Raw genomic sequence first — 22,061 nt, 5'->3', positions numbered from 1 at the left:
CCCCGGCCCCCGGCGATGAGCATGCCGCCCAGGCGGGTCGGGCAACGGGGGGATCGAGATGATCCGCGCGGTGCGTGGAAGGGTCGGGGGCCACGCAGCCCCGCCTGGATCTATCAGTCGAAGTCGGTAGGCAGGGCGATGTCGCGCCAGGTCGCCATATCAGCGTGCAGCGCCTGCGACTTGCGCTCCGCGATGTCGTAGGCGACCGGTCCGAGCGGCAGATGCAAGGGTGGCTCGGTCGCCATGACGGCCTGCACTATCACCGCGGCAGCCTTGCGCAGATCGCCGGCCTGTTTGCCGTCGTTGCTGTCCCGGTAGGCACGTCGTCGCCCCGCCGTGTCGGCATAGGCCGGGATTACCCGGTTCGCCATGGCGATGGAGCGCCCGAGAAAATCGGTGCGAAACGGCCCGGGCTCGACGATGGTCACGCGGATTCCGAAGGGTTCCACTTCCTTGGCCAGCGACTCGGAAAATCCCTCGACGGCAAACTTGCTCGCGCTGTAGTAGCCGGAACCCGGTCCTCCCGAGAGCCCTGCCCCGGATGACAGGTTGACGATGCGGCCGCCGCCGCGTCGCCGCAGGGCAGGCAATGCCAGACGGGTCGTTTCGATCAGACCGAATACATTCACCTCGAATCCGGCCGGTATTCGCTGGGCTCGGCCTCCTCCACGGCACCGATGAAGCCTATCCCGGCATTGTTAACCAAGACATCGAGACCGCCGAATTCCCGCTCGGCATAGGCAATCGCGGCAGCCACCGAGGCGGGCTTGGTGACGTCCAGCTGCACGGCCCTCAGGTTCTCCGGGAATTGCCGAACCAGGGGTTGCAACAGGGCGGGATCGCGAGCCGTTGCGACGACTCTGTCGCCACGCGCGGCGGCCATGGCCGCAATATGGCCGCCTAGACCGCTCGAGCAACCGGTAATAAGCCAGGTCTTTCTCATGCTGTTCTCCTCGCGCGGTGAAAGGCGCTGTTCAGTCTGCATCGCAGGCCCCTCGCCTGGCGGTCTCCGGAGCGCTCGGCCAGCTCAAAACGGCCGCTAGCGCCAAGGCCCCGCCCATCGTCAGGGCAGCAGCGGAAAAGGCGATCTGCACCTCTCTTCCGCCAGCACCATCGGGGGCGAGGGCGAAAAACAGGCCGCCGATGAGCGCCACCGCCAGGGCGGCGCTGATCTGCAGGGTGGCATTCATCAAGCCGGCGGCGAGTCCGGCCAGGCTCGGCGCCACCTGATCCGCGTTGACTCTCACCAGGGCCGGAAGCGCTATGCCCTGCCCCAGGCCGATCAACAGCAACGGCACCGGCAGCCAGGAGGGCAGGCCTGCCAGGGCGGCCGCCAACAGCAGGCCCATGACCTCCAGGCCCATGCCGAAGGCGGCGGTGCGTGCCCCCAGCCGCTGGGCAAGATGCGGACTGCAGAGGGGGCCGAGGAGGAAGCCGATCCCCAGCGGCAGGATCGCCCACCCCGCGGCCAGGGCTCCATGCCCCAGACCGGCCTGCTGGTAGACGGCGAAAACGAGAAAGAAAGGCGCCAGGGCATAGAACAGGAAGGTCGCCAGGAGGCTGCGTCTCAGCCGGGGGGCGGCAAGCAGGGAAGGCAGCACCAGGGGCGTCTCGCCGGCCGCCTCCTTGCGTTGTTCGTAGCGCCAGAAGGTGATCAGCAATCCGCCACTGACGACGAGCAGGGGGAGCGACCACCAGGGCCAGTGCAGGCGTGGCCCCTCGACCAGGGGCACCACCAGCGCCAACAGCCCCGCCGCGAGCAGGCCGGCACCCATGACATCCAGCCGGCCCGGTTGCCTGGCCCGGCTCTCGCGCAGCGCAACCAGCGCGGCCGGCAGGGCGCAGAGAATGACGGGAAGATTGATGAGGAAGATGCTGCGCCAGCCCAGTCCGAAGGGATTGGCCTCGATCAGCACCCCGCTCAGGACCTGGCCCAGCACAGCGGCGAGTCCGAAGGTCGCGCCGTACAGGCCGAGCGCCCGATTCTTCTCTTCTGCCGGAAAGGTCGCATGGATCAGGGCCATGGACTGCGGCGCCATGATGGCCGCCGCCACCCCCTGCAGCAGCCGCCCGGCGATCAGCACAGCTGGCGTTGGCGCGAACCCGCATAGCGCGGAGGCGATACCGAAGCCGAGCATGCCGCCCAGATAGACACGCTTGCGGCCGAACATGTCACCCAGGCGACCGCCCAGGATCAGAGTGACTGCATAGGCCGTCGCATAGACGGATACCACCAGCTGGGCCAGATCCGACGAGGTAGCGAAGTCGCGACGGATCACCGGCAGCGCCACATTGACGATGAAGAAGTCGAGCGGTGGCAGTAGCGTACCTACCAGCAGCACGCCCAGCGCGAACCAGCGACGGCTATCGGGCTGGGCCATGGGAAGGGATGAGCTCATGACTTTTACCTTTAATCGGGCCGCATCCTGATCCGCGCGCGCGTTTCCGGCGCGCGGCGGGTTGATGCAGCGATTTCTCGAAAAGCGCGGCCACAGCTGGCAGGAGCGTGCCCGCGAGCGGTTGGCAAGCGGCCGACCGCTGTCGGCGCGGCAAGGGCCACCGCCTGGCCTAGCGCATGCCGCCGGAGCCGAAGAGAGTTTCGCCGGTCACCCAGCGGGCATCGTCGGACGCCAGGAAGGCGACGATGGGGGCGATATCCCCTACCTGGCCGATACGGCCGAGCGGGGTGCGGGCCTCGTTCCAGGCCTGGAATTCCGCGCCGAGGGCGCCGACGGTCTGGGTGCCCTCGGTGTCGATGAGGCCAGGATTGACGGCATTCACGCGGATACCACGAGGGCCCAGCTCGCGGGCGAGCACACCCGTGATCGCATCGAGCGCACCCTTGGTGCCGCTGTAGACGGCGCTTTCCGCCGGCAGGACGCTGGTGACATTCGAGCTGACGTTGATGATGCTGCTGCCGGCGCCCAGGTAGGGGCTGGCGGCGCTTATCAGCTGCAAGGGTCCGAGCACATTGATGTCGAATTGCAGCCGATACAGGTCTGCGGTGGTGTCCTCGATCCTGGCGAATCGATAGACGCCGGCATTGTTCACCAGGATATCCAGGCGCCCGAAGTGCTCGCGGGCCGCCTCTACCAAGGCCTCCATATCGGCCCGCTGGCGGACGTCGGCGCGTAGCGCGATGGCCGTACCCCCCGCCGCCTTGATGTCGGCGAGGACGGCGTCCGCCCCGTCCTTGCCGGACGCATAGCTGATGACGACCTTGGCACCGTCCGCCGCCAGTTGCCGGGCAATACCCGCACCGATGCCTTTGGAGGCACCCGTTACAATCGCAACCCTATCTAGCAATCTGCTCATATCTGCTCACCTGCACAGCGCCAGTTCGAACATGCCTGGCTGAAGCCAACGGATCTACGTCGATGTGAGCTGTCATGGTCACCCCTACGATATTGTTTGGGGACTGCCTTTCCTGCATATTCAATGTTCATTTTTGTACGCAGGTACGCCATGGAATGGAGCGATGTACGGATCTTTCTGGCAGTCGCCCGGGGCGGTTCCTATGGCTCGGCCGCGCGAGCCTTGGGAATCAGCCACCCAACGGTAGGTCGACGGATCAAAACGCTCGAGGATGAAGCCGGACAGGCGCTGCTACGGCGCACCCGCGAGCGCCTGATCCTGACGAATTCGGGAGATGCCGTATTCGCCCTGGCCGAGTCCATGGAAGCCTCGGCCCTGGCGATGGAGCGGCGCCTGGCAGGTAATCACCAGCGCCTGGAGGGAATCCTGCGCATCTCTTCGGCGGACTGGTTCGCCGGCTATGTGCTGGCGCCGGTCCTGGCCGACCTGACCCGGCGGCACCCTGCCGTGGTACCCGAGGTCATCGCCAGTTATCGACTGCTGGATCTCTCCCGACGCGATGCGGACGTGGCCTTTCGCCTGGTGCCCTTCAGCGAACCGGATATCGTGCAGCGCCGTTTCCTGAGGATGCCCTACGGCCTCTACGGCTCCGCAGAGACGGCGCTAGCGGTGCAGGAGGATACGGCTGCGGTCGGGCTGATCCTCATGAACAGCGCGCAATCGCATTTTCCCGATGTCGCCTGGTTGCTCGAGCGGCTGCCGGACTCGCCACGGGCCTTCACCAGTACCAGTCGAACCGTTCAGGCGCAGATGTGCCGGCGTGGCCTGGGGGTGGCCGTCCTGCCCCGCCCGCTCGGCGATGCGACCGCCGGACTGCAGCTCATCGAGCGCTTCGGCAGTCCTCCATCACGGGATATCTGGGTGGGCTATCACCAGGACCTGCGCCACATGGACAGGCTGCGGGCGTTGCTGGATATCGCCGAGGAGCTATTGGGACCGGCGCACTAGGCTGGCCTGCCGGATAGCCGGCCGTCGCCCCTATCGCCTGGGCCCTGGGCGATAGGGGTACGCACTCGATCAGGCGCCGAAGGCGCCGTCGATGGTGTGCATGGCGCCGGTGACGAAGCCGGCCTCGGGGCCGGCCAGCCAGGCGACCATGCCGGCCACCTCGTCGGCGCTGCCGTGGCGCTTGATCGCCAGGAAGCTGTGCATCAGCTCCTTCATGGGGCCATCCGCCGGATTCATCTCGGTATCGATGGGACCCGGCTGCACCACGTTGACGGTGATGCCGCGCGGACCAAGGTCCCGTGCCAGACCGCGGGCGAGACCCTGCAGGGCCGACTTGCTCATGGCATAGGCGGCCAGGCCGGGCAGTGGCATGCGATCGCCATTCACCGAGCCGATGACGAGGATCCGCCCGCCCGCCGGCATCTGCCGCGCGGCTTCCACGGCCGCGTGATAGGGCGCCTGCACATTGATGCTGAACAGGCGATCGACGGCGTCCGGATCCTGTTCCAGGGCATCGCCGAACAGCGCCACGCCGGAATTCACCACCAGCACGTCCAGCGGACCACAGGCGCGCACCCGGGCGATCACCGCGTCGCGGTCGGCGCTGTCGGTCAGCTCGGCGGTGCTACCGGTTTCCGCCGCCAGGGCCTGGGCGGCGTCCCTGGAACTGGCATAGGTGAAGGTCACCTGGGCGCCATCGGTGGCGAAGCGCCGCACGATGGCCGCGCCTATGCCGCGACTGCCGCCCAGCACCAACACCTTTTTACCTGCGAAATTGCTCATGAGTCAGCCTCCTGATTAATGTAGTGAGTGCTACAATAATCTTCTCCCGTCCGCTGTCAAAGTATTTTTGTAATGAGCACTACAAATAAAACCGCAACCCGTGGGCGGCCCCGCCGCTTCGATCCAGACGAGGCCATCGTCCAGGCCCAGCACCTGTTCCATGAAAAGGGCTATGACGGGGTGAGCGTCGCCGACCTGACCCAGGCGCTCGGCATCAGGCCGCCGAGCTTCTATGCGGCCTTCGGCAGCAAGCTGGAGCTGTACCAGCGGGTGCTCGAACGCTACATCTCGACGGGCGCCGTGCTGCTGCACGAGATCCTGGACGGCGAACAGTCCCTGGCGGTAGCGCTCACCCGAGTGCTGGAAGAGGCGGCGCGCAGCTATGTAGCCGACCCCAGCTCGACCGGCTGCCTGGTGCTGGAGGGCACCCATTCCGACGATCCCCAGGCCCGTGCGGCAGCCGACCGGCACCACCAGACGGCCCAGACGCTTATCCGCACCCATATCGCCGGTCGCCAGCCGCAGCGTGCGCAGGAGCTGGCCGACTTCGTCATCACCACCATGGCCGGGCTCTCCGCCAGCGCGCGGCATGGGCAGAGCCTGGAGCGGTTGCTGGCCAGCGCGCGCCTGGCGGGCCTGGCGCTGACCCAGGCCCTTCATGCGGAGACGTGACGCGGCGCTGGCGCCTTATTCCCCGGCGATGAACAGCGGATTGAAGCCGCTGCGGGCATAGCGCCCCTCTTCCGCCAGCGCGAAGTCCAGCGGCAGGCTGGCGAGGTCGTCGGCCAGGGGCTCGGCGCCGAGGTTGAAGCTCTTGCTGACCAGTTTGAGGTAGCTGTCGCAGCTGTCGCAGGTCTCGGCCTGGGCGGCCAGGGGCGTCTTGCCGGCGGCGTCCTCCAGGGCCAGATAGCGCACCTGGGCGCTGGTGTTGCAGCAGCTGCACTTGCTGCGCTCCAGGTGCCACTCGGTGGCGCAGAGGCTGCAATGCAGGTAGCGCACGTTGTCGCGATCGCGGTCGGCGTGGACGATGCTGGCCAGCGGCGGCGCCGCGCAGGTCGGGCACAGCACCCGGCTGGCGTCGCCATGGCGCTGGGGCGGTTGCGGCAGGCCTAGGGCCAGGCGCACCCAGGCCACCTGCAGGGCAGCGCCCACCAGCGGCAGCAGCCCCCGGACCTCTGGGGCGCCGGGCTCCTGAGCGAGCAACTGCTCGGCGAGCCGTTGACGCTCGGTCGCCGACAAGGCGGCCAGTTGTTCGAGCACCGGCCGCTGACGCGCGGCGATGCGCAGTTCCAGGTTGGCCAGCAGCGCCTCCAGATCGCCCTGCCAGTCCAGATCCCGCAGCAGAGCCTGCCCCTGCAGCGGCGGCATGCCGTGCTCCAAGGCCAGGCTGAAGGCATCCGGCGCCGGTTGCCAGCTGGGCTGGCGGTCCTGCAGGACGGCCTCCTGGGCCTGGACCAGCAGGGCCATGAAGCCGAGGAAGTCGCCCAGCTCGGGGCTGCGCTCGGCCAGTTCGCGCAGGCGGCGGGCGCGACGGGCGAACAGCTGGCGATCGGGCAGGACCACCGGTGGCGGATTGAGAATGCCGGTGGGCGAGGTGCCGTACTGATGCATCAGGGGGTCCCCTTGTCAGGCATGCGGTGTTCATCCAGGGGGCGTTCGCCCCGCTCGCCGCCTTCGCGGCGTTCCTGCTCGACGATCTCGTCGTACCACAGCCGGTGGTGATGCTTGGCCCAGGCGCGGCTGACGCGGCCCTGGGTCATGGCGCGGAAGGAGCCCTTCACCCAGATCGCCGAATAGACGTGGATGATCAGGGTGACGATGGCGACGAAGGCGACATAGGCGTGCACCAGGCTGGAAAAGCGCAGCCAGCCACGCGGCAGGATGTCGGCGAAATACGGCCGCCAGATGAAGAAGCCACTGAGCAACAGCGCCGGCACCGACAGCAGCATCACCCAGTACACCAGCTTCTGCCCCGGGTTGTTGGCGCCGATGGGCGGTGCCAGCTCGTCGCGGTTGGCGAGGACGTCGCCGATGCGCCGCACCCAGGCCACGTCGTGGCGCTTGAACAGGTTGACCTTGAAGAAGCGCACCGCCATGACCACGAAGCCCAGGCTCATGGCCACCCCGATGAAGGGGTGCAGGATGCGCGTCATGGTCGGCCCGCCGAACAGCGCCGTGAGGTCGAAGAAGAACGGGTGGAAGAAGGCCAGGCCGCTCAGGGTCAGGCAGACGAAGGTGAAGGCGATGAACCAGTGGTTCAGCCGGCTGAAGGTGGTGTAGCGCAGGATGCCGCCCTTGTTGTCCGACGGCGTGGTCATGGCCGATCCTCCTCGCGCGCGGCGTGGCGCTCTGCCTCGTCCGGGGATTCCTCGGGTTCTTCCTTGGGTCCCTTGGTCAGGTAGTGGGCGATGCCGGCGATGGCGGTGACGCCCAGCAGCGCCGACATGATCGGCTTGGTCACGCCCTTCCACAGGCTGACCATGGGGCTGATCTGCGGATCGGCCGGCAGGTGGGTGTAGAGCTCCGGCTTGTCGGCGTGCTGCAGCACGTACATCACATGGGTGCCGCCCACCCCGGCCGGATCGTAGAGGCCGGCGCCGGGAAAGCCGCGGTCATGCAGCTGGCCGACGCGCATCTGGGCGTGTTCGGTCATGTCCTCCTTGGTACCGAACATGATCGCCCCGGTCGGGCAGGACTTGACGCAGGCCGGCTCCAGGCCGTGGTAGACGCGGTCGGAGCAGAGGGTGCACTTGTAGGCCTTCTGGTCCTTCTTGGAGATGCGCGGCACGTCGAAGGGGCAGCCCGAGACGCAATAGCCGCAGCCGATGCAGTGCTCGGAATTGAAGTCGACGATGCCGTTGGCGTACTGCACGATGGCCCCCGGCGCCGGGCAGGCCTTGAGGCAGCCCGGCTCGGCGCAATGCATGCAGTTGTCCTTGCGGATCAGCCACTCCAGGTTGCCCTTCTCGTTGACGTATTCGTCGAATCTCATCACCTGGAAGGTCTCCGGGGTGAGGTCCGGCGGATTGTTGTAGGTACCGTTGCAATGTCCGACCTCGTCGCGCAGGTCGTTCCATTCCGAACAGGCCACCTGGCAGGCCTTGCAGCCGATGCAGCGCGACACGTCGATCAGCTTGGCCACCGCCTCCACCCCGCCGATGCGGGTGTGGGGCGACTCCTCGGAGGTGGCCGAGCGTGCGACGATGTTCTGGAAGTTGACTTGATCGCCTCTCATAGAACCTCCCTCAGACCTTTTCCACGTTCACCAGGAACGACTTGAATTCCGGTGTCTGGGTATTGGCGTCGCCCACGTAGGGGGTCAGGGTGTTGGTGAGGAATCCGGGGCGGGTGACGCCCTTGAAGCCCCAGTGGATGGGGATGCCGATGTGGTGCACGGTGCGCCCCTCCACCTGCAGCCCGTGCATGCGCTTGGTCACCACCGCCACCGCCTTGATGTAGCCGCGCTTGGAGCTGACCTTGACCCAGTCGCCGGCCTTGATGCCGAGTTCGGTCGCCAGGTCCTCGCCGATCTCGACGAACTTCTCCGGCTGGGCGATGGCGTTGAGCCGCGCATGGGTGGTCCAGAAGTGGAAGTGCTCGGTCAGGCGGTAGGTGGTGGCCGCATAGGGGAATTCCTCGCGGGTGCCCAGCCGCGCCCGATCGCCCGGGAAGATCCGCGCCGCCGGGTTGTTCTTGGCGCGCGGGTTGTCCGGGTGCAGCGGGTTGTGGTCCAGCGGCGATTCGAAGGGCTCGTAGTGCTCCGGGAAGGGCCCCTCGGCCAGCAGGCTGCCGCCAAAGAAATGCGCGACGCCCTCCTGGTTGAGGATGAAGGGCCCGGCCTTGGCCGAGGGCGGCGAGGTCCAGGGGAAGTCGGGGATGTCGGCCCCGGCCCAGCGTTCGCCGTTCCACCAGATCAGCCGCTTCTCCGGCGCCCAGGAGGTCCCGTCCGGCCGGGCGCCGGCGCGGTTGTAGAGGATGCGGCGATTGAGCGGCCAGGACCAGGCCCAGCCCAGGGTCATGCCAATGTTGTAGGGATCGGCGTTGTCGCGCCGATCCATGTTGTTGCCCTGGCGGTTGTAGGAGCCCGAGTAGATCCAGCAGCCGCAGGTGGTGCTGCCGTCGTCGGCGAGGAAGCCAAAGTCGTCGAGCAGTTCGCCGCGCTTGTGGGAAATGGTCCCGTTCGGCCCGGGCAGATCGGCCAGGGCGCGACCGTTGTATTCCTGGGCGATGTCCTCGGGATTGGGCTCCTCCGGATTGCTGTAGGGCCAGGTCAGGTTGAGGATGGGATCGGGGAAGGCGCCGCCCTCGTCGCGATACATCTGCTGCAGGCGATGGAACAGCCCGGCGAGGATGGCCACGTCCGGCCGCGACTCGCCCGGCGGCGGCGCGGCGCGCCAGTGCCATTGCAGCCAGCGCGAGCTGTTGACGATGGCGCCGTTCTCCTCGGCGAAGCAGGTGGTGGGCAGGCGGAACACCTCGGTCTGGATCTGGCTCGGATCCACGTCGTTGAGTTCGCCGTGGTTCTGCCAGAATTCGGCGGTCTCGATGGCCAGCGGATCCATCACCACCAGGTACTTGAGCTTGCTCAGCGCCTGGCTGACCTTGTTCTTGTCCGGGAAGGAGGCCAGCGGGTTGAAGCCCTGGCAGAAGTAGCCGGTGATCTCGCCGTGGTGCATGCGCTCGAAGGTGTGCAAGACGTCGTAGAGCGGCTCGCTGAGCTTGGGCAGCCAGTCGTAGCACCAGTCGTTGTCCTTGGTCGCCGCCTCGGAGAACCAGGCCTTCATCAGGCTGACGTGGAAGCGCTCGTAGTACTTCCAGTAGGAGACCTCGCCCTCGCGCAGGGGCTGCTTGGCCCGCCGCTTGATGTAGTCGCGGTATTCCTGTTCCTCGTGGGAGGCCAGGTAGAGATAGCCCGGCAACTGGTTGGAGAGCAGGCCCAGGTCGGTCAGCCCCTGGATGTTGGAGTGGCCGCGCAGGGCGTTGACCCCGCCGCCGAGCATGCCGATGTTGCCCAGCAGCAGTTGCACCATGGAGGCGGTACGGATGATCTGGGCGCCGATGGAATGCTGGGTCCAGCCCAGGGCATAGAGGATGCTCATGGTGCGCTCGGGGCGCGCCGTCTCGGCGATCATGTCCCAGGTGGTCTGGATCTGCTCGCGCGGCATGCCGCAGACGCGCTCCACCAGCTCGATGGTGTAGCGGCTGTAGTGCGCCTTCATCAGCTGGTAGACGCAGCGCGGGTGCTGCAGGGTCGGGTCTTCCTTCACCATGCCGCGCTCGTCGAATTCGTAGCTCCAGCTGGATTTCTCGTAGGCGCGACGCTTGTCTTCGCCGAAGCCGGAGAAGAGGCCGTCGTGGAAGCCGAAGTCTTCCTTCACGATGAGGGCGACGTCGGTGTAGGCCCTTACGTACTCATGCTGGATCTGGTCCGTGGTGAGCAGGAAGTTGATCAGCCCGCCCAGGTAGACGATGTCGGTCCCGGTGCGGATATAGGCGTGGTAGTCCGCCACCGCCGAGGTCCGGGTGAAGCGCGGATCGATGGTGATCAGCTTGGCGTTGTTCTTTTCCTTGGCCTCCACCATCCAGCGAAAGCCCACCGGGTGCGCCTCGGCCGAGTTGCCGCCCATGGACAGGATGAGATTGGCGTTGCGGATGTCGACCCAGTGATTGGTCATGGCACCGCGGCCGAACGAAGGGGCAAGACCTGCCACCGTCGGTCCGTGTCACACGCGCGCCTGGTTGTCGATCGCCAGCATGCCGAGGCTGCGGATCACCTTCTGGGTGAGGTACGCGGTCTCGTTGGAACAGGCCGAGGCCGCCAGGAAGCCGGTGGTGATCCAGTGATTGACCAGATGGCCATCGGCGTCATGGGTGACGAAGTTCTTGTCCCTGTCCTCCTTCATGTAGCAGGCGATGCGGTCCAGCGCCTCGTTCCAGCTGATGCGCTTCCACTCGTTGCTGCCCGGCTCGCGCACCTCGGGGTGGGAGAGGCGCGATTCGCTCTTGATGAAGTCCAGCACCCCGGCGCCCTTGGGACAGAGGGAACCGCGACTGACCGGATGATCCGGATCGCCTTCGACGTGGTAGATGTCGCTGACGGTGTTGATGCCGCCATCGCCGCGGCTGTAGAGCAGCATGCCGCAACCCACCGAGCAGTAGGTGCAGGTGTTGCGCGTCACCTTGGCGGCAGCGAGCTTGTAGTAGCGGATGGACGCCAGTGCCGGTTCCGGGGCGAAGCCGAGCATGGCCATGCTCGAGGTGGCGACCCCCGCCGTACTGAGTTTGAGGAAGTTGCGGCGCGATACCTTGATCGACATTTCTTGGGTAACTCCAGGCACATCACGGTAGGACTTCGTCCTGAGCCGGGCCTGGCAGTTCGAGCGAAGCGTCGTCTTTCTTCGTCTAAAAATCATTCAAAATCAGTGTTTTAGCGAAGCGGCAAGAGGACCTGGCAGGGTCTGCGGCAGGGCCTGGCGGCGGCTGCGACCTTTCGTCCGATGGCCGCCCCGGCTGACCGCCGCGCGCCGCTGGAGTAAGGTGACGGCCTTCATCGCATCTTCGAGAGAGTCTGTCCCATGTCGCTGGAAATCGTCGACCATCCCGCCCTGGAAGTGACCGGTCTGCTGTTCGAGCCTGGCCAGGGCGAAGACATCGCCGCCCTCTGGCGGCGCTTCGCCGACCGCGCCGGGGAGATCACCGGGCGCGAAGGCGACGCTGAATGGTATGGCCTGAGCTGGCGCCAGGCCGGCACCATGCACTACCTGGCCGCGGTGGCCACCGCGCCGGGCGCCCCACTGCCCGCCGGCATGGTGCGCCAGGAACTGCCGGAAGGCCGCTACGCCCGCTACGTGCACCTGGGCACCGCGCCCAGCGTGGCCAAGAGCCTCGGCCGGCTGTTCGCCGAGCTGCTGCCGGCGCGCGGCCTGCAACCCCGTCCCGGCGCCTGCTTCGAGCACTACACCGAGGCCTTCACCGGGGTGGATGCACAGGATTCGCAGATCTATATCTACGTGCCGGTCTTCTGAAGGCACTCGCCGCAGCGCGGACAGGACGTTCGTCAGCTGCGGCTTGCCTCCCGGCATAACCCTTTCCAAGCTGGGGATATCGCCCGCAACCCCAGGTGCACGATGTCCCTGCCCGAGCTCCAGTCCTTTATCGCCCGGCACGAGCGGATCTTTCTGCTCACCGGTGCCGGTTGCAGCACCGATTCCGGCATTCCCGACTACCGCGACCGCGACGGCGCCTGGAAGCGCCCGCAACCGGTCACCCTGCAGGCCTTCGTTGGCGACGAATTGTTGCGCCGCCGCTACTGGGCACGCAGCTTGATCGGCTGGCCGCGTTTCTGCCAGGCGCGGCCCAACGCCACCCACCAGGCCCTGGCGGCCCTGGAGCGGCGCGGCCAGGTGGAGATGCTGCTGACCCAGAACGTCGATCGGCTGCACCAGGCCGCCGGCAGCGAGGCGGTGATCGACCTGCACGGGCGCCTCGACCAGATCCGCTGCCTGGGTTGCGAGCTGCGCCTGCCGCGCCAGGAATTCCAGCAGTGGCTGGGCGAACTCAATGGCGACTGGCTGCAGCTGGACGCGGCTACCGCGCCGGATGGCGATGCCGATCTGGAAGGCGTGGACTTCATGAGTTTTCGCGTGCCCGACTGCCCGCGCTGCGGCGCCCTGCTCAAGCCGGACGTGGTGTTCTTTGGCGAGCACGTGCCCGGTGCGCGGGTGGAGCGTGCCTTCGCCCACCTGGGCCGCGCCGATGCGCTGCTGGTGGTGGGCTCGTCGCTGATGGTCTATTCCGGCTTTCGCTTCGCCCAGGCCGCGGCTCGCGCCGGCCTGCCCATCGCCGCCCTGGGCTATGGCCACACCCGCGCGGACGACCTGCTCGCGCTCAAGGTGGAAGCCTCCTGCGCCCAGGCACTGGCCTTTCTGCTGGAGTATTCCGGGGCGGCGCCGGCGCTTACGCCGGCACTTGCCGAGGCCGTGGCGCCCTGCCCAGGTGCATCAGCGGACGCTCGATCCAGCGGTAGCTGAGCATCGACAGCAGGCAGGCGAGCACCAGCACCGGTGGCAGCAGGGCCATGAAGCCGACCGTACCCAGGACCTCGACCGACCCCAGGTTGAGCAGGGTGAAGAGGCCGTAGAGCAGCAGGCCATGGGTGAGATAGAGGCTGTAGCTGATCTCGCCCAGCACCTTGAGGCCGCGACTGCGCAGGAGGCCGAAGAGGTCGTTGCCGGCGGCCATGGCGGCGAAGGGCAAGGCCAGCGCCAGCATCTGCTTGAGGTTGTAGTCCGGCTGGGTCATGGCATAGGCCACCAGCGCCAGCGACAGCGCGGCCACCAGGGGCGTGCGCAAACGTGCCAGCAACGCCGGCCGATGGACCTTGACGAACACCGGCAGGAATCCCAGCAGGAACAGCAGGCCGAAGCGCGCGCCCAGCACGTGGTAGTGATAGCCGGCGGCGACCAGGCCGCCCACCAGCAGCGCCGAGACCAGCAACGGCAGGCCGAAGCCACGACGATTGAACAGCGCGGCGATGAGCGGCAGGGCCAGGTAGAACAGCGCCTCGTAGCGCAGCGTCCAGTGGGCGCCGGCGGTCATCCAGCCGCTCTCCTCCAGGCCGTTGAGACTGAAGCCGGAAAACAGCTCCCAGCTGAGCAGCTCGAGCATGAAGCGCTGGCCGTCGGCGATGACGAAGTGGGTGCGGATCAGGGTGAAGAGCACCACCACGGCCACCACGCAGAGATACAGCGGCATCACCCGCAGCACCCGCGAACGGAGCAGCTCGCCCCAGTCCGGCGTGCGGCGATAGACCTTTCCGAAGAACAGGTAGCCGGTGATCATGAAGAACAGCGAGACCGGTACCACGCCCATGTTGTAGAGCAGGTCGCTGTCGGGTTCGCGCCACTGGCCCTCGGCCTTGAGGTGATAGGTCAGCACGAAATGCAGGCAGACCACGGCGGTGGCGAGGATGCCGCGCAGGGCATCCAGCGGCGAGGAGCGCGCCCGAGTCTCCTCGGTCAGCAGCGGGCTGCGGCGCAAGGCGAAGGCCAGCAGCACCAGGGTGCCCAGGTAGAGGGCGATGGGGAGAGCGACGTCAGTCATATCCGTGACCTTCTTGACAGGAACCGGCAAAGACCCGCCCCCAGACCACCGGAGCGGTCGCCGGAGCGAGCGAGAGAAAAGCGCGACAGCCGGGCACGCTACCGCGCGGTACGGGACCGTGGGCAGGAGGGCCGGAGCGAAGAGGGAAAGCAGGGAGCGGAAGGATCCGCTCATCTCAGGAAAGCCCGAGAACGCCCATCAGACAAGTCTTGTTACAGGCGTTCCCTGAGCGATCAAAGGTAAAACAGGCTCTGGCACTGGCTATAGCAGAGATCTACCGCTTGTCGGTTAGGCATCCAACTGATCGTTTGAGGCATGGTAGTGCTGGATGATTGCTGCCTTTTAAGCTTCAATTGCAGCCTAAAAGGCAGCAATAAGGTTTTCGATGTCACTCGCGTCCGTCCTTTTTCCCGACTATCGCCGCAAGGTCTTGGCGCTGCTGCTGCTCCATCCGGATAGTAGCTATCACCAGCGTGAAATCGCGCGATTGACCGAGACCCAGTCCGGTACCCTCAGCCGCGAACTCGTCAAGTTAGTCTCGGCGGGTCTGGCCGTGAAAACGCGCGTGGGTAATCAGCAGCACTACCGTGCCAATCCGGACTGCCCGATCTTCGAAGAGCTGGCGAGCATTCTGCGCAAGACCAGTGGCCTTACCGACATCCTGGCCGAGGCATTGGGCCTTGTTGCAGACCGGATAGAAGCAGCTTTCGTCTTCGGCTCGATGGCCAGCGGCAAGGCGAACAGTGGAAGCGATATAGACCTCATGATCCTGGGCACCGTGACCTTCGGTGAAGTAGTGGCGGCCCTTTACCCCTGCCAGGAAAGGCTTGGCCGCGAGATCAATCCCAAGGTATACCGGCAAGAGGAATGGCAGAAGCTGTTGGCGGAAGGGGGAGCCTTCGTCACGGATCTGCTAGAAAAGCCCAAGCTGTTCGTCATAGGCGACGCTGGCGAACTGTCACAAGGATGGACAGATGACCCTGGATAATTTGATTGGCAAAAGTCTCGAAGCGATTACGCCGGATTCGGCAGGTATCCGGCGCCTGCTGGAGGCAGCGCAGCGTAGCCTGACGGACGCCCGCCTGCCGACGCTGAGCAGTGAAAGCCGCTTCGATCTGGCCTACAAGGCGATCATGCAGGGCGCCAATGCAGCGCTTCAGGCCAATGGCTATCGCACCCTGACCAGTCGCCCTGGCCATCATCAGACCATGATCCAGTCCTTGCCCCGGACCATAGGTCTCGCTACGCCAACGATGCTGGTACTGGACACCCTGCGGAAGCAACGCAATGTCATCGACTACTCGGGCGACTTGGTCAGCGACTCGATGGCCGAAGAGGCATTACGGCAGGCTGAAACCCTGCTTCAGCAGATCGTACTATGGCTGGAGCAACAACGACCCGACCTGCTGCCGGGTCGCGAGCCCTGACGGCGCTCGCGACCCGGCAGCATTCCTTACTCAGGGCGCCAGTGCCCGCGCCACCACCGGGTAGTGATCCCACACCTGGCCGTCCGCCATGGAGCGCAGCAGCTTGACGTATTCGGCGTGGGACCAGGCCAGGGGCGTCGCCGAATCGGTGCCCTGCCCCTTGGTGTAGCCGTGGCGCCGGTTGTCGCCCACGCCGTCCCAGACCTGCTCGGGCAGCATCAGGCCGGCGTTGGCGAACAGTTCCAGGCCGCGGACGTAGGTGTCGCGCAGCTTGCCGAGCGCCGCCGCATCCGGCTTGCCCTGCAGGACCAGGCGCGCCAGCTCGTAGTGCCCGCGCTCACCGGTGAAGATCGGCCAGACCCGGCCACGCAGTCCGGAGTTGGGCACCGGCTGCTCGGTGGCGGGAAAGTTGATGCCGGAGCTCTCGCTCTCGCCATAGCCGTCGTTGCCGTAGCGGCGCCAGCCGGGGAAGGTGCCCTGCACTCCCGGATACTGGAAGCTGTACTTGACCCGCAGATCCTCCGGCAGGCCCTCGTCGTCCAGCACCGCCAGGCTCTTCTGCACCAGGGGATCACCGGCCGGACGCACGCCGTAGCGCACCAGTTCGAGGAAACCGGCGTCCAGCACCTGGTCTTCCGGCAGGCCCGGGCGGCTGTTGTTGTCCACCAGCTTGCCCTTGTCGTTGGGATCCTCGTTCTGGGTGATGCGCAGGTAGTAGTGGCCGGCGCCCAGGCTGCCCTGGGTGGTGGCCATGGTCTTTTCCACCTGGCTCGAATAGCGCCGCGCGGTGTCGCGGTAGCGGCTGGCATTGGCCTCGTCGCCGGCATGGCGCGCCAGTTCGCTGGCCGTGGCGAGACCGGCGATCACCGCCGCGGTGGTGGACGGCGAATAGCCCCACTGCTCTTCCCAGCGCTCCTGCTGGGTCTGCGGCGGCTTGACCTGCCAGGTGTTCCAGCCCAGGTTGACCTGGCTGTCGCGGGCGAGGAAATCCGCCGCGGGCCGGAGCATGTCGCGATACCAGCGATCGATTTCGGCATCGCCTAGCAGGCCGCCTTGCCAGAGGCGATAGCCGAGCATGATCGGCATGGCGGTCTGGTCCAGTTGCACGCCCACCCATTCGATGGTGCCGTCGACGTGGGTCTTCTGCAGGAACCAGCCGGTGGCCCCCGGCGCGCGGACCTCGTCGCCCTGCTTCTGCTGGTGAATGAAGGCCGAGCTGTCGGCCGGCTTGTGGGCGGTGTTGGCGTCCACCTGCACCTGCTTGAGGTAGCTGAAGGCGACCTTGGGCGTCTGCCGATCGCCCAGCGCCAGCAGCGCCATGGCGCACTGGTAGAAGTCCCGCGGCCAGACCGCCTTGTAGCCGGTGGTGCCCTTGGCCGCCGGCACCGTTTCGCCCCAGGGATTGGACAGCGAGGCGATCAGGGCGCCGGCGTGGGTCTTGTCTTCCTGGGCCTTGAGCACCAGGGCGCTGGCGTTGACCAGCTTGCCGCCGTCGCCGGCCTGGGCCTGCAGGCGCGGCAGCTGATCGAGACTGGCCAGGTAGTCCTGCCAGCCGATGGCGTCGCCCTCGCCGTTGTAGTGGGCCAGCACCTTCTGATAGCCGCGGGCCAGGGTGGCATCGGCCGCCGCCTCGGCCTGGCGCGGATTGGCGCCAAAGCCCACCACCACGTCCAGGGTGGTCTCGGCGCCCTTGAGCGGCAGCTTGGCCAGCATGGCCACGTTGCCGGCCTGGTCACCGGTGCTGCTGTAGAGCTGGGTCAGCTTGCCGTTGCGGCGCAGGTCGTCGAGGCCGTCGGAGGCGCCGACGAAGCCCACGGTGGGCGTCTGCAGGGGCTGGCTGGCCTTGACCACCAGGGCGTGCTCGCCTTCGCTGGCATAGAGCACCGCGCCCTTCACCGCCGCGCGATCATGGCTGCCGCTATTGGCCAGCGCCGGATCGACATAGAGATAGGGCTGGATGCGCGGATCCTGGCTGCGAAAGATGACGCGCATGACCAGGGTGTCCTGGTCCGGGTCGGTGAAGACGTGCTTCTCGATCTCGTAGCGGCCCTGGCGGTCGCGATTGACGATCCGGTAGGCCAGGGAAGTCGGCCGGCCGGCGCTATCGGTGGCCAGGTATTCGATGCGGCTGTCGGTGTCGTCGCGCTCCAGGTGGGTGAAGTCGGGGCCGCGGATCACCAGTTGCATCTCGCGCAGCTGCGCCTCGTGGATGAGGCCCTGCATGGTCTCGGTGACCACCCCCTGGGCCAGGGAGAACCAGACCCGCGAGACGCGGCCGGTACTGGCCTGGTCGCTGTAGGCGCCATCGCGATAGGCCTCGTAGCTGGTGCCGATGCCGGTCTTGCCGGAATAGGACCAGAAGGGTGCGGCGCCGGGGGCACCGGGGGCTTCCAGGGCAGACGCCAGGGGCGTCAGGAGAAAACTGGCGGAACAGAGCAGCGGACGGACGAAGCGGACGGGCATGGGCAGGCGGGCCTTGTTCTGGTTGTGCCGAAAGTCGCATGGCAGAGGGCCTGCTGGCCCTCCCCGTCCGTAAGCCTAGTCGGGTTTTGGCCGGCTGCTGGCTAGCCTTCGTCGCGCGCCGGTGGCCGGGCCTGCGGCAGGTACCCGGCCAGGGGCGAATCCGGCGCCAGCAGCGAGGTGCGGATGACGTGCAGGTAGCTGGCGATGCGCCGCAGCGGCGACCGATCGAAGTCGCCCGGCGTGGGCTCCAGGTGGCGCTGGGCCTGGTGCGCCAGCAGGATGGCCTGGTCCACGGCGCCCAGGGCGCGGGCCAGGTTGGCGGCATCGGGCTGGCGAGCCAGCCGCACCAGCGCCCGGCCCAGGGCGCGGATCGCCAGGCGCCAGGCGCGCTGTTCGCGATACCAGGGCAAGGGCGGCAGCGCGGCCTGTTCCAGGCGCAACTCGATGATGGCGTGGCCCAGTTCCAGGCTGAGAAAGGTCCAGCGCAGCAGCTGCCGCTGCACCACCGGCTGACCCACGGTGAGCACCTGCACCTGGTTGAGCAGATCGCGCAGGCCGGAATCGAAGCGGCCACTCAGGCCGGCCAGGGGCGCGCCTATGGCGTGGACCAGGCGCTCGCGCAGGGCAGCCTCCAGCCGCCGCCAGACCCAGGGCTGGCTGGGCGGCAGCAGCACGCTGACGGCCAGCGCTGCCACGCCGCAGGCCACGAGGTAGGCCAGGTAGGTGTTGCAGAAGAGGTCGGCGTCGTAGCGCGGCAGATTGCCCGGCAGGGCCGCCGAGCAGAACCAGACCATCAGCCCGGTGCCATAACCGGCCAGGCGTGGCCGGGTGATCAGCCAGGCGCCGGCGGTGAATACCGGCGCCAGCACCAGCAGCAATAGCGCGAAGCCGTCGATCCAGGGCAGCACCTGGAAGTGCAGCAGGCCACCGGCCAGGGCCCCGACCAGGGTGCCAACCGCCAGTTGCAGGCAATAGCGGCGCGGATCGGCCGAGGTGGAGGCCAGCGCCGAGATCAGCGCCGCCGCCAGGGTGCAGGCCGCGCCGCTCGGCCAGGCGGTCTCGATCCAGAACAGCCCTACGCCCAGCACCACCAGAGCGCTGCGCACCCCGGCCATCCAGGCCACCGCACGACTGGCCAGCGGCGTGAAGGTCTCGCGCGTCTTGGGCGCGGTGCTGATCGGCAGGTCCAGCTCCAGCTGGGTATTCAGCAGCAGGTGCAGGTCCTCGGCGAAGCGATAGAGCAATTCGGCGGCGGTATCGTAGTCGAGCCGGTCGACCTCGGCCGCAGGCGCCGTGCGAGCCAGTTGCTGACGACCGGCGCGGATCGCCGCCATCAAGGTTTCGCGCTCCGCGGCCAGGCGCTCGTTGAGCCGGCGCAGATCCCGCTCTTCCGGTAGTCGGCCCAGGCTCGGCGCCAGGGCGACGGCGATCAGTTCCAGGGCGGGCGCCAGGGCCTGACGCACCGCCGGCGGCCGCTCGGTCAGGCGCGCCAGCAACTGGTAAAGGGCATGAAAGCGGGTGTTGAGCAGCATGAGCCGATTGCCCAGGGCCGCCAGGCGCCCGCTGCGCCGCCGCAGATAGGGCTCTTCGAAGACGCTGGCGCTGCGCAGGCTCTCGAAGCCCACGGAATCGGCGGCGAAGCGAGCGCTGAGCGCGGCGAAGCGTTCGGCCTCGAGGCGGCCGAGCAGGCCGTCATGGGCCATGGCGAGGAAGTCACGCAGGCGCTGCGCCAGGGTGCGGCGCAGCACGCCGCGGGTGGTCTGCGGCAGGATCGCCACGCTCACCACCCCGGCGCAGCAGATGCCCAGGGCGATCTCCAGCAGACGCCAGATCGCCTGCAAGAAGGCGCCCTGGGGCTCGGCCACCGCCGGCAGCCCGACCAGGCAGGCGGTATAGCCGGCCAGCAGAAAGGCATAGCTGCGAAAGTCGCGATAGCGCGCCGCCCCGCGGGTGCAATAGCCGATCCACAGCACCAGGGCGCCGAGCAGCAGGACCCGCTCCTGGGCGAACAGGGCGATGGCGGCCACGGTAAAGCTCAGGCCGGCCAGGCTGCCGAGGATGCGATAGAAACTCTTGGCCAGCACCTGGCCGCTCTGCGGCTGCAGGACGATGAAGACGGTGACCAGCACGGTGCTCGGTTGCGGCAGTTCCAGGCGATAGGCCAGCCATAGGGCCAGGGCCGCGGCCAGCAGCGCCTTGGCGATGAAGGCCCAGGTCTGGCCATCGGTACGCGCCCATTCGCGGCCGGCGCGGCGCCAGGCATTCAGACTGGGCCAGCGTTGGCGCGGAACGGAGCGGGAGGGCCGCAGGGGCAACGGCGAAGCGAGGGGCATGCTGGGCAACGACGGGATCGACGGGAGGGGGCGAGACGCAGCGCCTCAGCGGCCATTCTAGGAAGCCGGGTCCACCCCGATTAAGCCGGGTGCGACAGCAAAGAGCGTTAACCAACGGGCGGGTAATGGCCCACAATGGCCCTTTCCACCGCCCTGCCCCGTCCATGGATCATCTCTTCAATCTGCGCGCCTTCGCCTGTGTGGCCCAGACCGGCAGCTTCACCGCCGCCGCGCGCCAGCTGGAACTCACCACCGCCTATGTGTCGCGGGCGGTCAGCCAGCTGGAGCAGCACCTGCAGACCCGGCTGCTGCACCGCACCACCCGCCAGTTGCGCCTGACCGAGGCCGGCGAACGCTACCTGGTGCGCTGCCAGCGCATCCTCGCCGACCTCGACGAAGCCGACGCCGAGGCTCGTCACGCCCTGGCCGTACCGCGCGGGCGGCTGCGCATCCACACCATGACCGGCCTCGGCCAGCACTACCTGATCCAGAGTCTGGCCAGCTATGGCGAGCGCTATCCCGAGGTCGACCTGGATCTGCAACTGACCAACACCTTCACCGACATCCTCAAGGAAGGCTACGACCTGTCGCTGATCCTCGCCGACGGCCTGCCGGACTCGGCCTTCCATTCGGCGCGCCTGGGCAGCACCCACAGCGTGCTCTGCGCGGCGCCTGCCTACCTGGAACGCCAGGGCCGACCGACCACCCCGGCGGAGCTGACCGGGCACCGCTGCCTACGGCTGGTAAATCGCGCCATGGCGCCGGATCGCTGGTTGCTGGAAGGGCCCGAGGGCCTGGCCGAGGTGGCGGTGGATCGACCGCCCTTCCAGGTCAACACCGCCGACGCCCTGGCCGAAGCCGTGGCCAGCGGCCTGGGCATCGGTGCCCTGCCGCTGTACGCCGCGGTCGAGGGTCTGACCAGTGGCCGTCTGCAACGGGTGCTGCCCGGGCACCGGCTCTATGCCCTGGACATCCATGCGCTCTATCCCTCGCGGCGCTTTCTCGACGCCAAGATCCGCACCCTGGTGGACCACCTGCGCGAGACCCTGCCGGCGCTGCTGGAGCGTGACCGGCAGCGGGTGGAAGGCGGCGCCTAGAGGCGCTGCTCGGGGAGCATCCGCTCCAGCGTCCCGTCCCGACGGATCGCCACGTGCCAGACCACCGCCGCCACGTGCAGCAGCACCAGGCCATAGACGGCGAACTGACCGGCCACATGAATGCGATTGGCGAGGATGCCGAGGGCTCCATGGCGGGGGAAACCCGGCAGGGAAAACAACCCGAACACCGGCACCGGCTGCCCCTGGCCGGCCATCAGGTAGCCGGTCACCGGCATCAGCAGCAGCACGGCATAGAGCAGGCCGTGATTGAGACCGGCGAGCAGCCGCAGCAGGCGCCCGTCGCGGGGATTGGCCGGCGGCGCCGGATGCCGCCAGCGCCAGGTCAGGCGGATCAGCACCAGCAGGAACACCGAGATCCCGGTGGATTCGTGCAGCAGGTACCAGAGGGTGCGCACCGGACCGGGCGGAAAGTTTTCCGCCACCCAGACGAAGGGCAAGAGCAGGCACAGCAGGGCGACGGTCAGCCAGTGCAGCGCCTGGGCGAAGCCGGTATAGCGGGCGATGGCCATGGG

General features: G+C 67.4%; 20 protein-coding genes. 7 read left to right on the top strand and 13 right to left on the bottom strand.

All coding sequences use genetic code 11. The features are described 5' to 3' along the window. Window positions 1–113 precede the first annotated feature (113 nt). From POR01S_RS18660 to POR01S_RS18650, 4 genes are all read right to left on the bottom strand, one after another. Window positions 114–629 (bottom strand): SDR family NAD(P)-dependent oxidoreductase, encoded by a 516-nt coding sequence (locus POR01S_RS18660; RefSeq protein ID WP_255211843.1) that lies wholly within the window; start codon window positions 627–629, stop codon window positions 114–116. Beyond that, window positions 626–943, bottom strand: a complete 318-nt coding sequence (locus tag POR01S_RS24045; RefSeq protein WP_255211842.1) for an SDR family NAD(P)-dependent oxidoreductase — start codon at window positions 941–943, stop codon at window positions 626–628. Before POR01S_RS24045 ends, POR01S_RS18660 begins: the two co-directional genes overlap by 4 nt. 31 nt (window positions 944–974) lie before the next feature. Continuing rightward, entirely contained in the window at window positions 975–2,399 is a 1,425-nt protein-coding gene (locus POR01S_RS18655) for an MFS transporter (protein WP_042137602.1), read from the bottom strand. A 169-nt stretch (window positions 2,400–2,568) separates the two neighbouring features. Further along, window positions 2,569–3,315: an SDR family NAD(P)-dependent oxidoreductase gene (locus tag POR01S_RS18650; protein WP_042137600.1), complete on the bottom strand. Its 747-nt coding sequence runs from the start codon at window positions 3,313–3,315 to the stop codon at window positions 2,569–2,571. Between the two features lie 150 nt (window positions 3,316–3,465). Between POR01S_RS18650 and POR01S_RS18645 the strand changes: the two genes are divergently transcribed. After that, window positions 3,466–4,323 carry a LysR family transcriptional regulator gene (locus tag POR01S_RS18645; protein WP_042137598.1) on the top strand — a complete coding sequence of 286 codons (858 nt, stop codon included), beginning with the start codon at window positions 3,466–3,468 and terminating at the stop codon, window positions 4,321–4,323. A 69-nt stretch (window positions 4,324–4,392) separates the two neighbouring features. Here POR01S_RS18645 and bdcA read toward each other — a convergent pair whose 3' ends face one another. After that, window positions 4,393–5,106: an SDR family oxidoreductase gene (bdcA, locus tag POR01S_RS18640; RefSeq protein WP_042137596.1), complete on the bottom strand. Its 714-nt coding sequence runs from the start codon at window positions 5,104–5,106 to the stop codon at window positions 4,393–4,395. Window positions 5,107–5,178: 72 nt separating this feature from the next. On the opposite strand from bdcA, the gene POR01S_RS18635 reads away from it, so the two are divergent. Next, on the top strand, window positions 5,179–5,778 hold the full coding sequence (locus POR01S_RS18635; protein WP_042137594.1) for a TetR/AcrR family transcriptional regulator: 600 nt from the start codon (window positions 5,179–5,181) through the stop codon (window positions 5,776–5,778). Window positions 5,779–5,793: 15 nt separating this feature from the next. On the opposite strand, the gene fdhE is transcribed toward POR01S_RS18635, so the two are convergent. Genes fdhE through fdnG form a run of 4 tightly spaced genes read right to left on the bottom strand, consistent with a single transcriptional unit; the run spans window position 5,794 to window position 11,417 of the window. Beyond that, a complete protein-coding gene (gene fdhE, locus POR01S_RS18630; protein WP_042137592.1) occupies window positions 5,794–6,717 on the bottom strand; it encodes a formate dehydrogenase accessory protein FdhE in 924 nt (307 codons plus the stop codon). Beyond that, the gene (locus POR01S_RS18625) at window positions 6,717–7,424 is read right to left on the bottom strand and encodes a formate dehydrogenase subunit gamma (RefSeq protein ID WP_042137590.1); all 708 of its coding nucleotides are present in this window, start codon (window positions 7,422–7,424) and stop codon (window positions 6,717–6,719) included. The genes fdhE and POR01S_RS18625 overlap by 1 nt, the downstream gene beginning before the upstream one ends. Continuing rightward, on the bottom strand, window positions 7,421–8,341 hold the full coding sequence (fdxH, locus tag POR01S_RS18620; protein ID WP_007160996.1) for a formate dehydrogenase subunit beta: 921 nt from the start codon (window positions 8,339–8,341) through the stop codon (window positions 7,421–7,423). The genes POR01S_RS18625 and fdxH overlap by 4 nt, the downstream gene beginning before the upstream one ends. Before the next feature lie 10 nt (window positions 8,342–8,351). After that, on the bottom strand, window positions 8,352–11,417 hold the full coding sequence (gene fdnG / locus POR01S_RS18615; RefSeq protein WP_156045036.1) for a formate dehydrogenase-N subunit alpha: 3,066 nt from the start codon (window positions 11,415–11,417) through the stop codon (window positions 8,352–8,354). Window positions 11,418–11,681: 264 nt separating this feature from the next. Here fdnG and POR01S_RS18605 point away from each other — a divergent pair, with 264 nt between their 5' ends. Both POR01S_RS18605 and POR01S_RS18600 read left to right on the top strand, forming a co-directional pair. Next, window positions 11,682–12,131: a GyrI-like domain-containing protein gene (locus tag POR01S_RS18605; RefSeq protein ID WP_042137586.1), complete on the top strand. Its 450-nt coding sequence runs from the start codon at window positions 11,682–11,684 to the stop codon at window positions 12,129–12,131. A gap of 102 nt (window positions 12,132–12,233) precedes the next feature. Then, entirely contained in the window at window positions 12,234–13,136 is a 903-nt protein-coding gene (locus POR01S_RS18600) for an NAD-dependent protein deacetylase (protein WP_042137583.1), read from the top strand. On the opposite strand, the gene POR01S_RS18595 is transcribed toward POR01S_RS18600, so the two are convergent. Next, window positions 13,063–14,208: an acyltransferase family protein gene (locus POR01S_RS18595; RefSeq protein WP_042137581.1), complete on the bottom strand. Its 1,146-nt coding sequence runs from the start codon at window positions 14,206–14,208 to the stop codon at window positions 13,063–13,065. The two genes, POR01S_RS18600 and POR01S_RS18595, sit on opposite strands and share 74 nt — an antisense overlap. 385 nt (window positions 14,209–14,593) lie before the next feature. Between POR01S_RS18595 and POR01S_RS18590 the strand changes: the two genes are divergently transcribed. Both POR01S_RS18590 and POR01S_RS18585 read left to right on the top strand, forming a co-directional pair. Further along, complete coding sequence (locus POR01S_RS18590) at window positions 14,594–15,196, top strand: nucleotidyltransferase domain-containing protein (RefSeq protein ID WP_027600012.1); 603 nt, start codon at window positions 14,594–14,596, stop codon at window positions 15,194–15,196. Beyond that, window positions 15,183–15,635 carry a hypothetical protein gene (locus POR01S_RS18585; protein ID WP_027600977.1) on the top strand — a complete coding sequence of 151 codons (453 nt, stop codon included), beginning with the start codon at window positions 15,183–15,185 and terminating at the stop codon, window positions 15,633–15,635. Before POR01S_RS18590 ends, POR01S_RS18585 begins: the two co-directional genes overlap by 14 nt. A gap of 30 nt (window positions 15,636–15,665) precedes the next feature. Here the strand turns inward: POR01S_RS18585 and POR01S_RS18580 are convergent, their stop codons facing one another. Next, window positions 15,666–18,098, bottom strand: a complete 2,433-nt coding sequence (locus POR01S_RS18580; RefSeq protein WP_042137579.1) for a glucan 1,4-alpha-glucosidase — start codon at window positions 18,096–18,098, stop codon at window positions 15,666–15,668. Window positions 18,099–18,199: 101 nt separating this feature from the next. Beyond that, a complete protein-coding gene (locus POR01S_RS18575) occupies window positions 18,200–20,431 on the bottom strand; it encodes an FUSC family protein (RefSeq protein ID WP_081875240.1) in 2,232 nt (743 codons plus the stop codon). Between the two features lie 164 nt (window positions 20,432–20,595). Between POR01S_RS18575 and POR01S_RS18570 the strand changes: the two genes are divergently transcribed. Beyond that, on the top strand, window positions 20,596–21,528 hold the full coding sequence (locus POR01S_RS18570; RefSeq protein ID WP_042137618.1) for a LysR family transcriptional regulator: 933 nt from the start codon (window positions 20,596–20,598) through the stop codon (window positions 21,526–21,528). On the opposite strand, the gene POR01S_RS18565 is transcribed toward POR01S_RS18570, so the two are convergent. Continuing rightward, window positions 21,525–22,058, bottom strand: a complete 534-nt coding sequence (locus POR01S_RS18565; RefSeq protein WP_052382678.1) for a cytochrome b — start codon at window positions 22,056–22,058, stop codon at window positions 21,525–21,527. The two genes, POR01S_RS18570 and POR01S_RS18565, sit on opposite strands and share 4 nt — an antisense overlap. Window positions 22,059–22,061: the final 3 nt, after the last annotated feature.

It is taken from the genome of Pseudomonas oryzihabitans NBRC 102199 (genome assembly GCF_000730625.1).
Classification (GTDB): Bacteria; Pseudomonadota; Gammaproteobacteria; order Pseudomonadales; family Pseudomonadaceae; genus Chryseomonas; species Chryseomonas oryzihabitans.
Note: the sequence above shows the minus strand (reverse complement) of the source record. Positions and strands in the feature narration are given on the sequence as shown.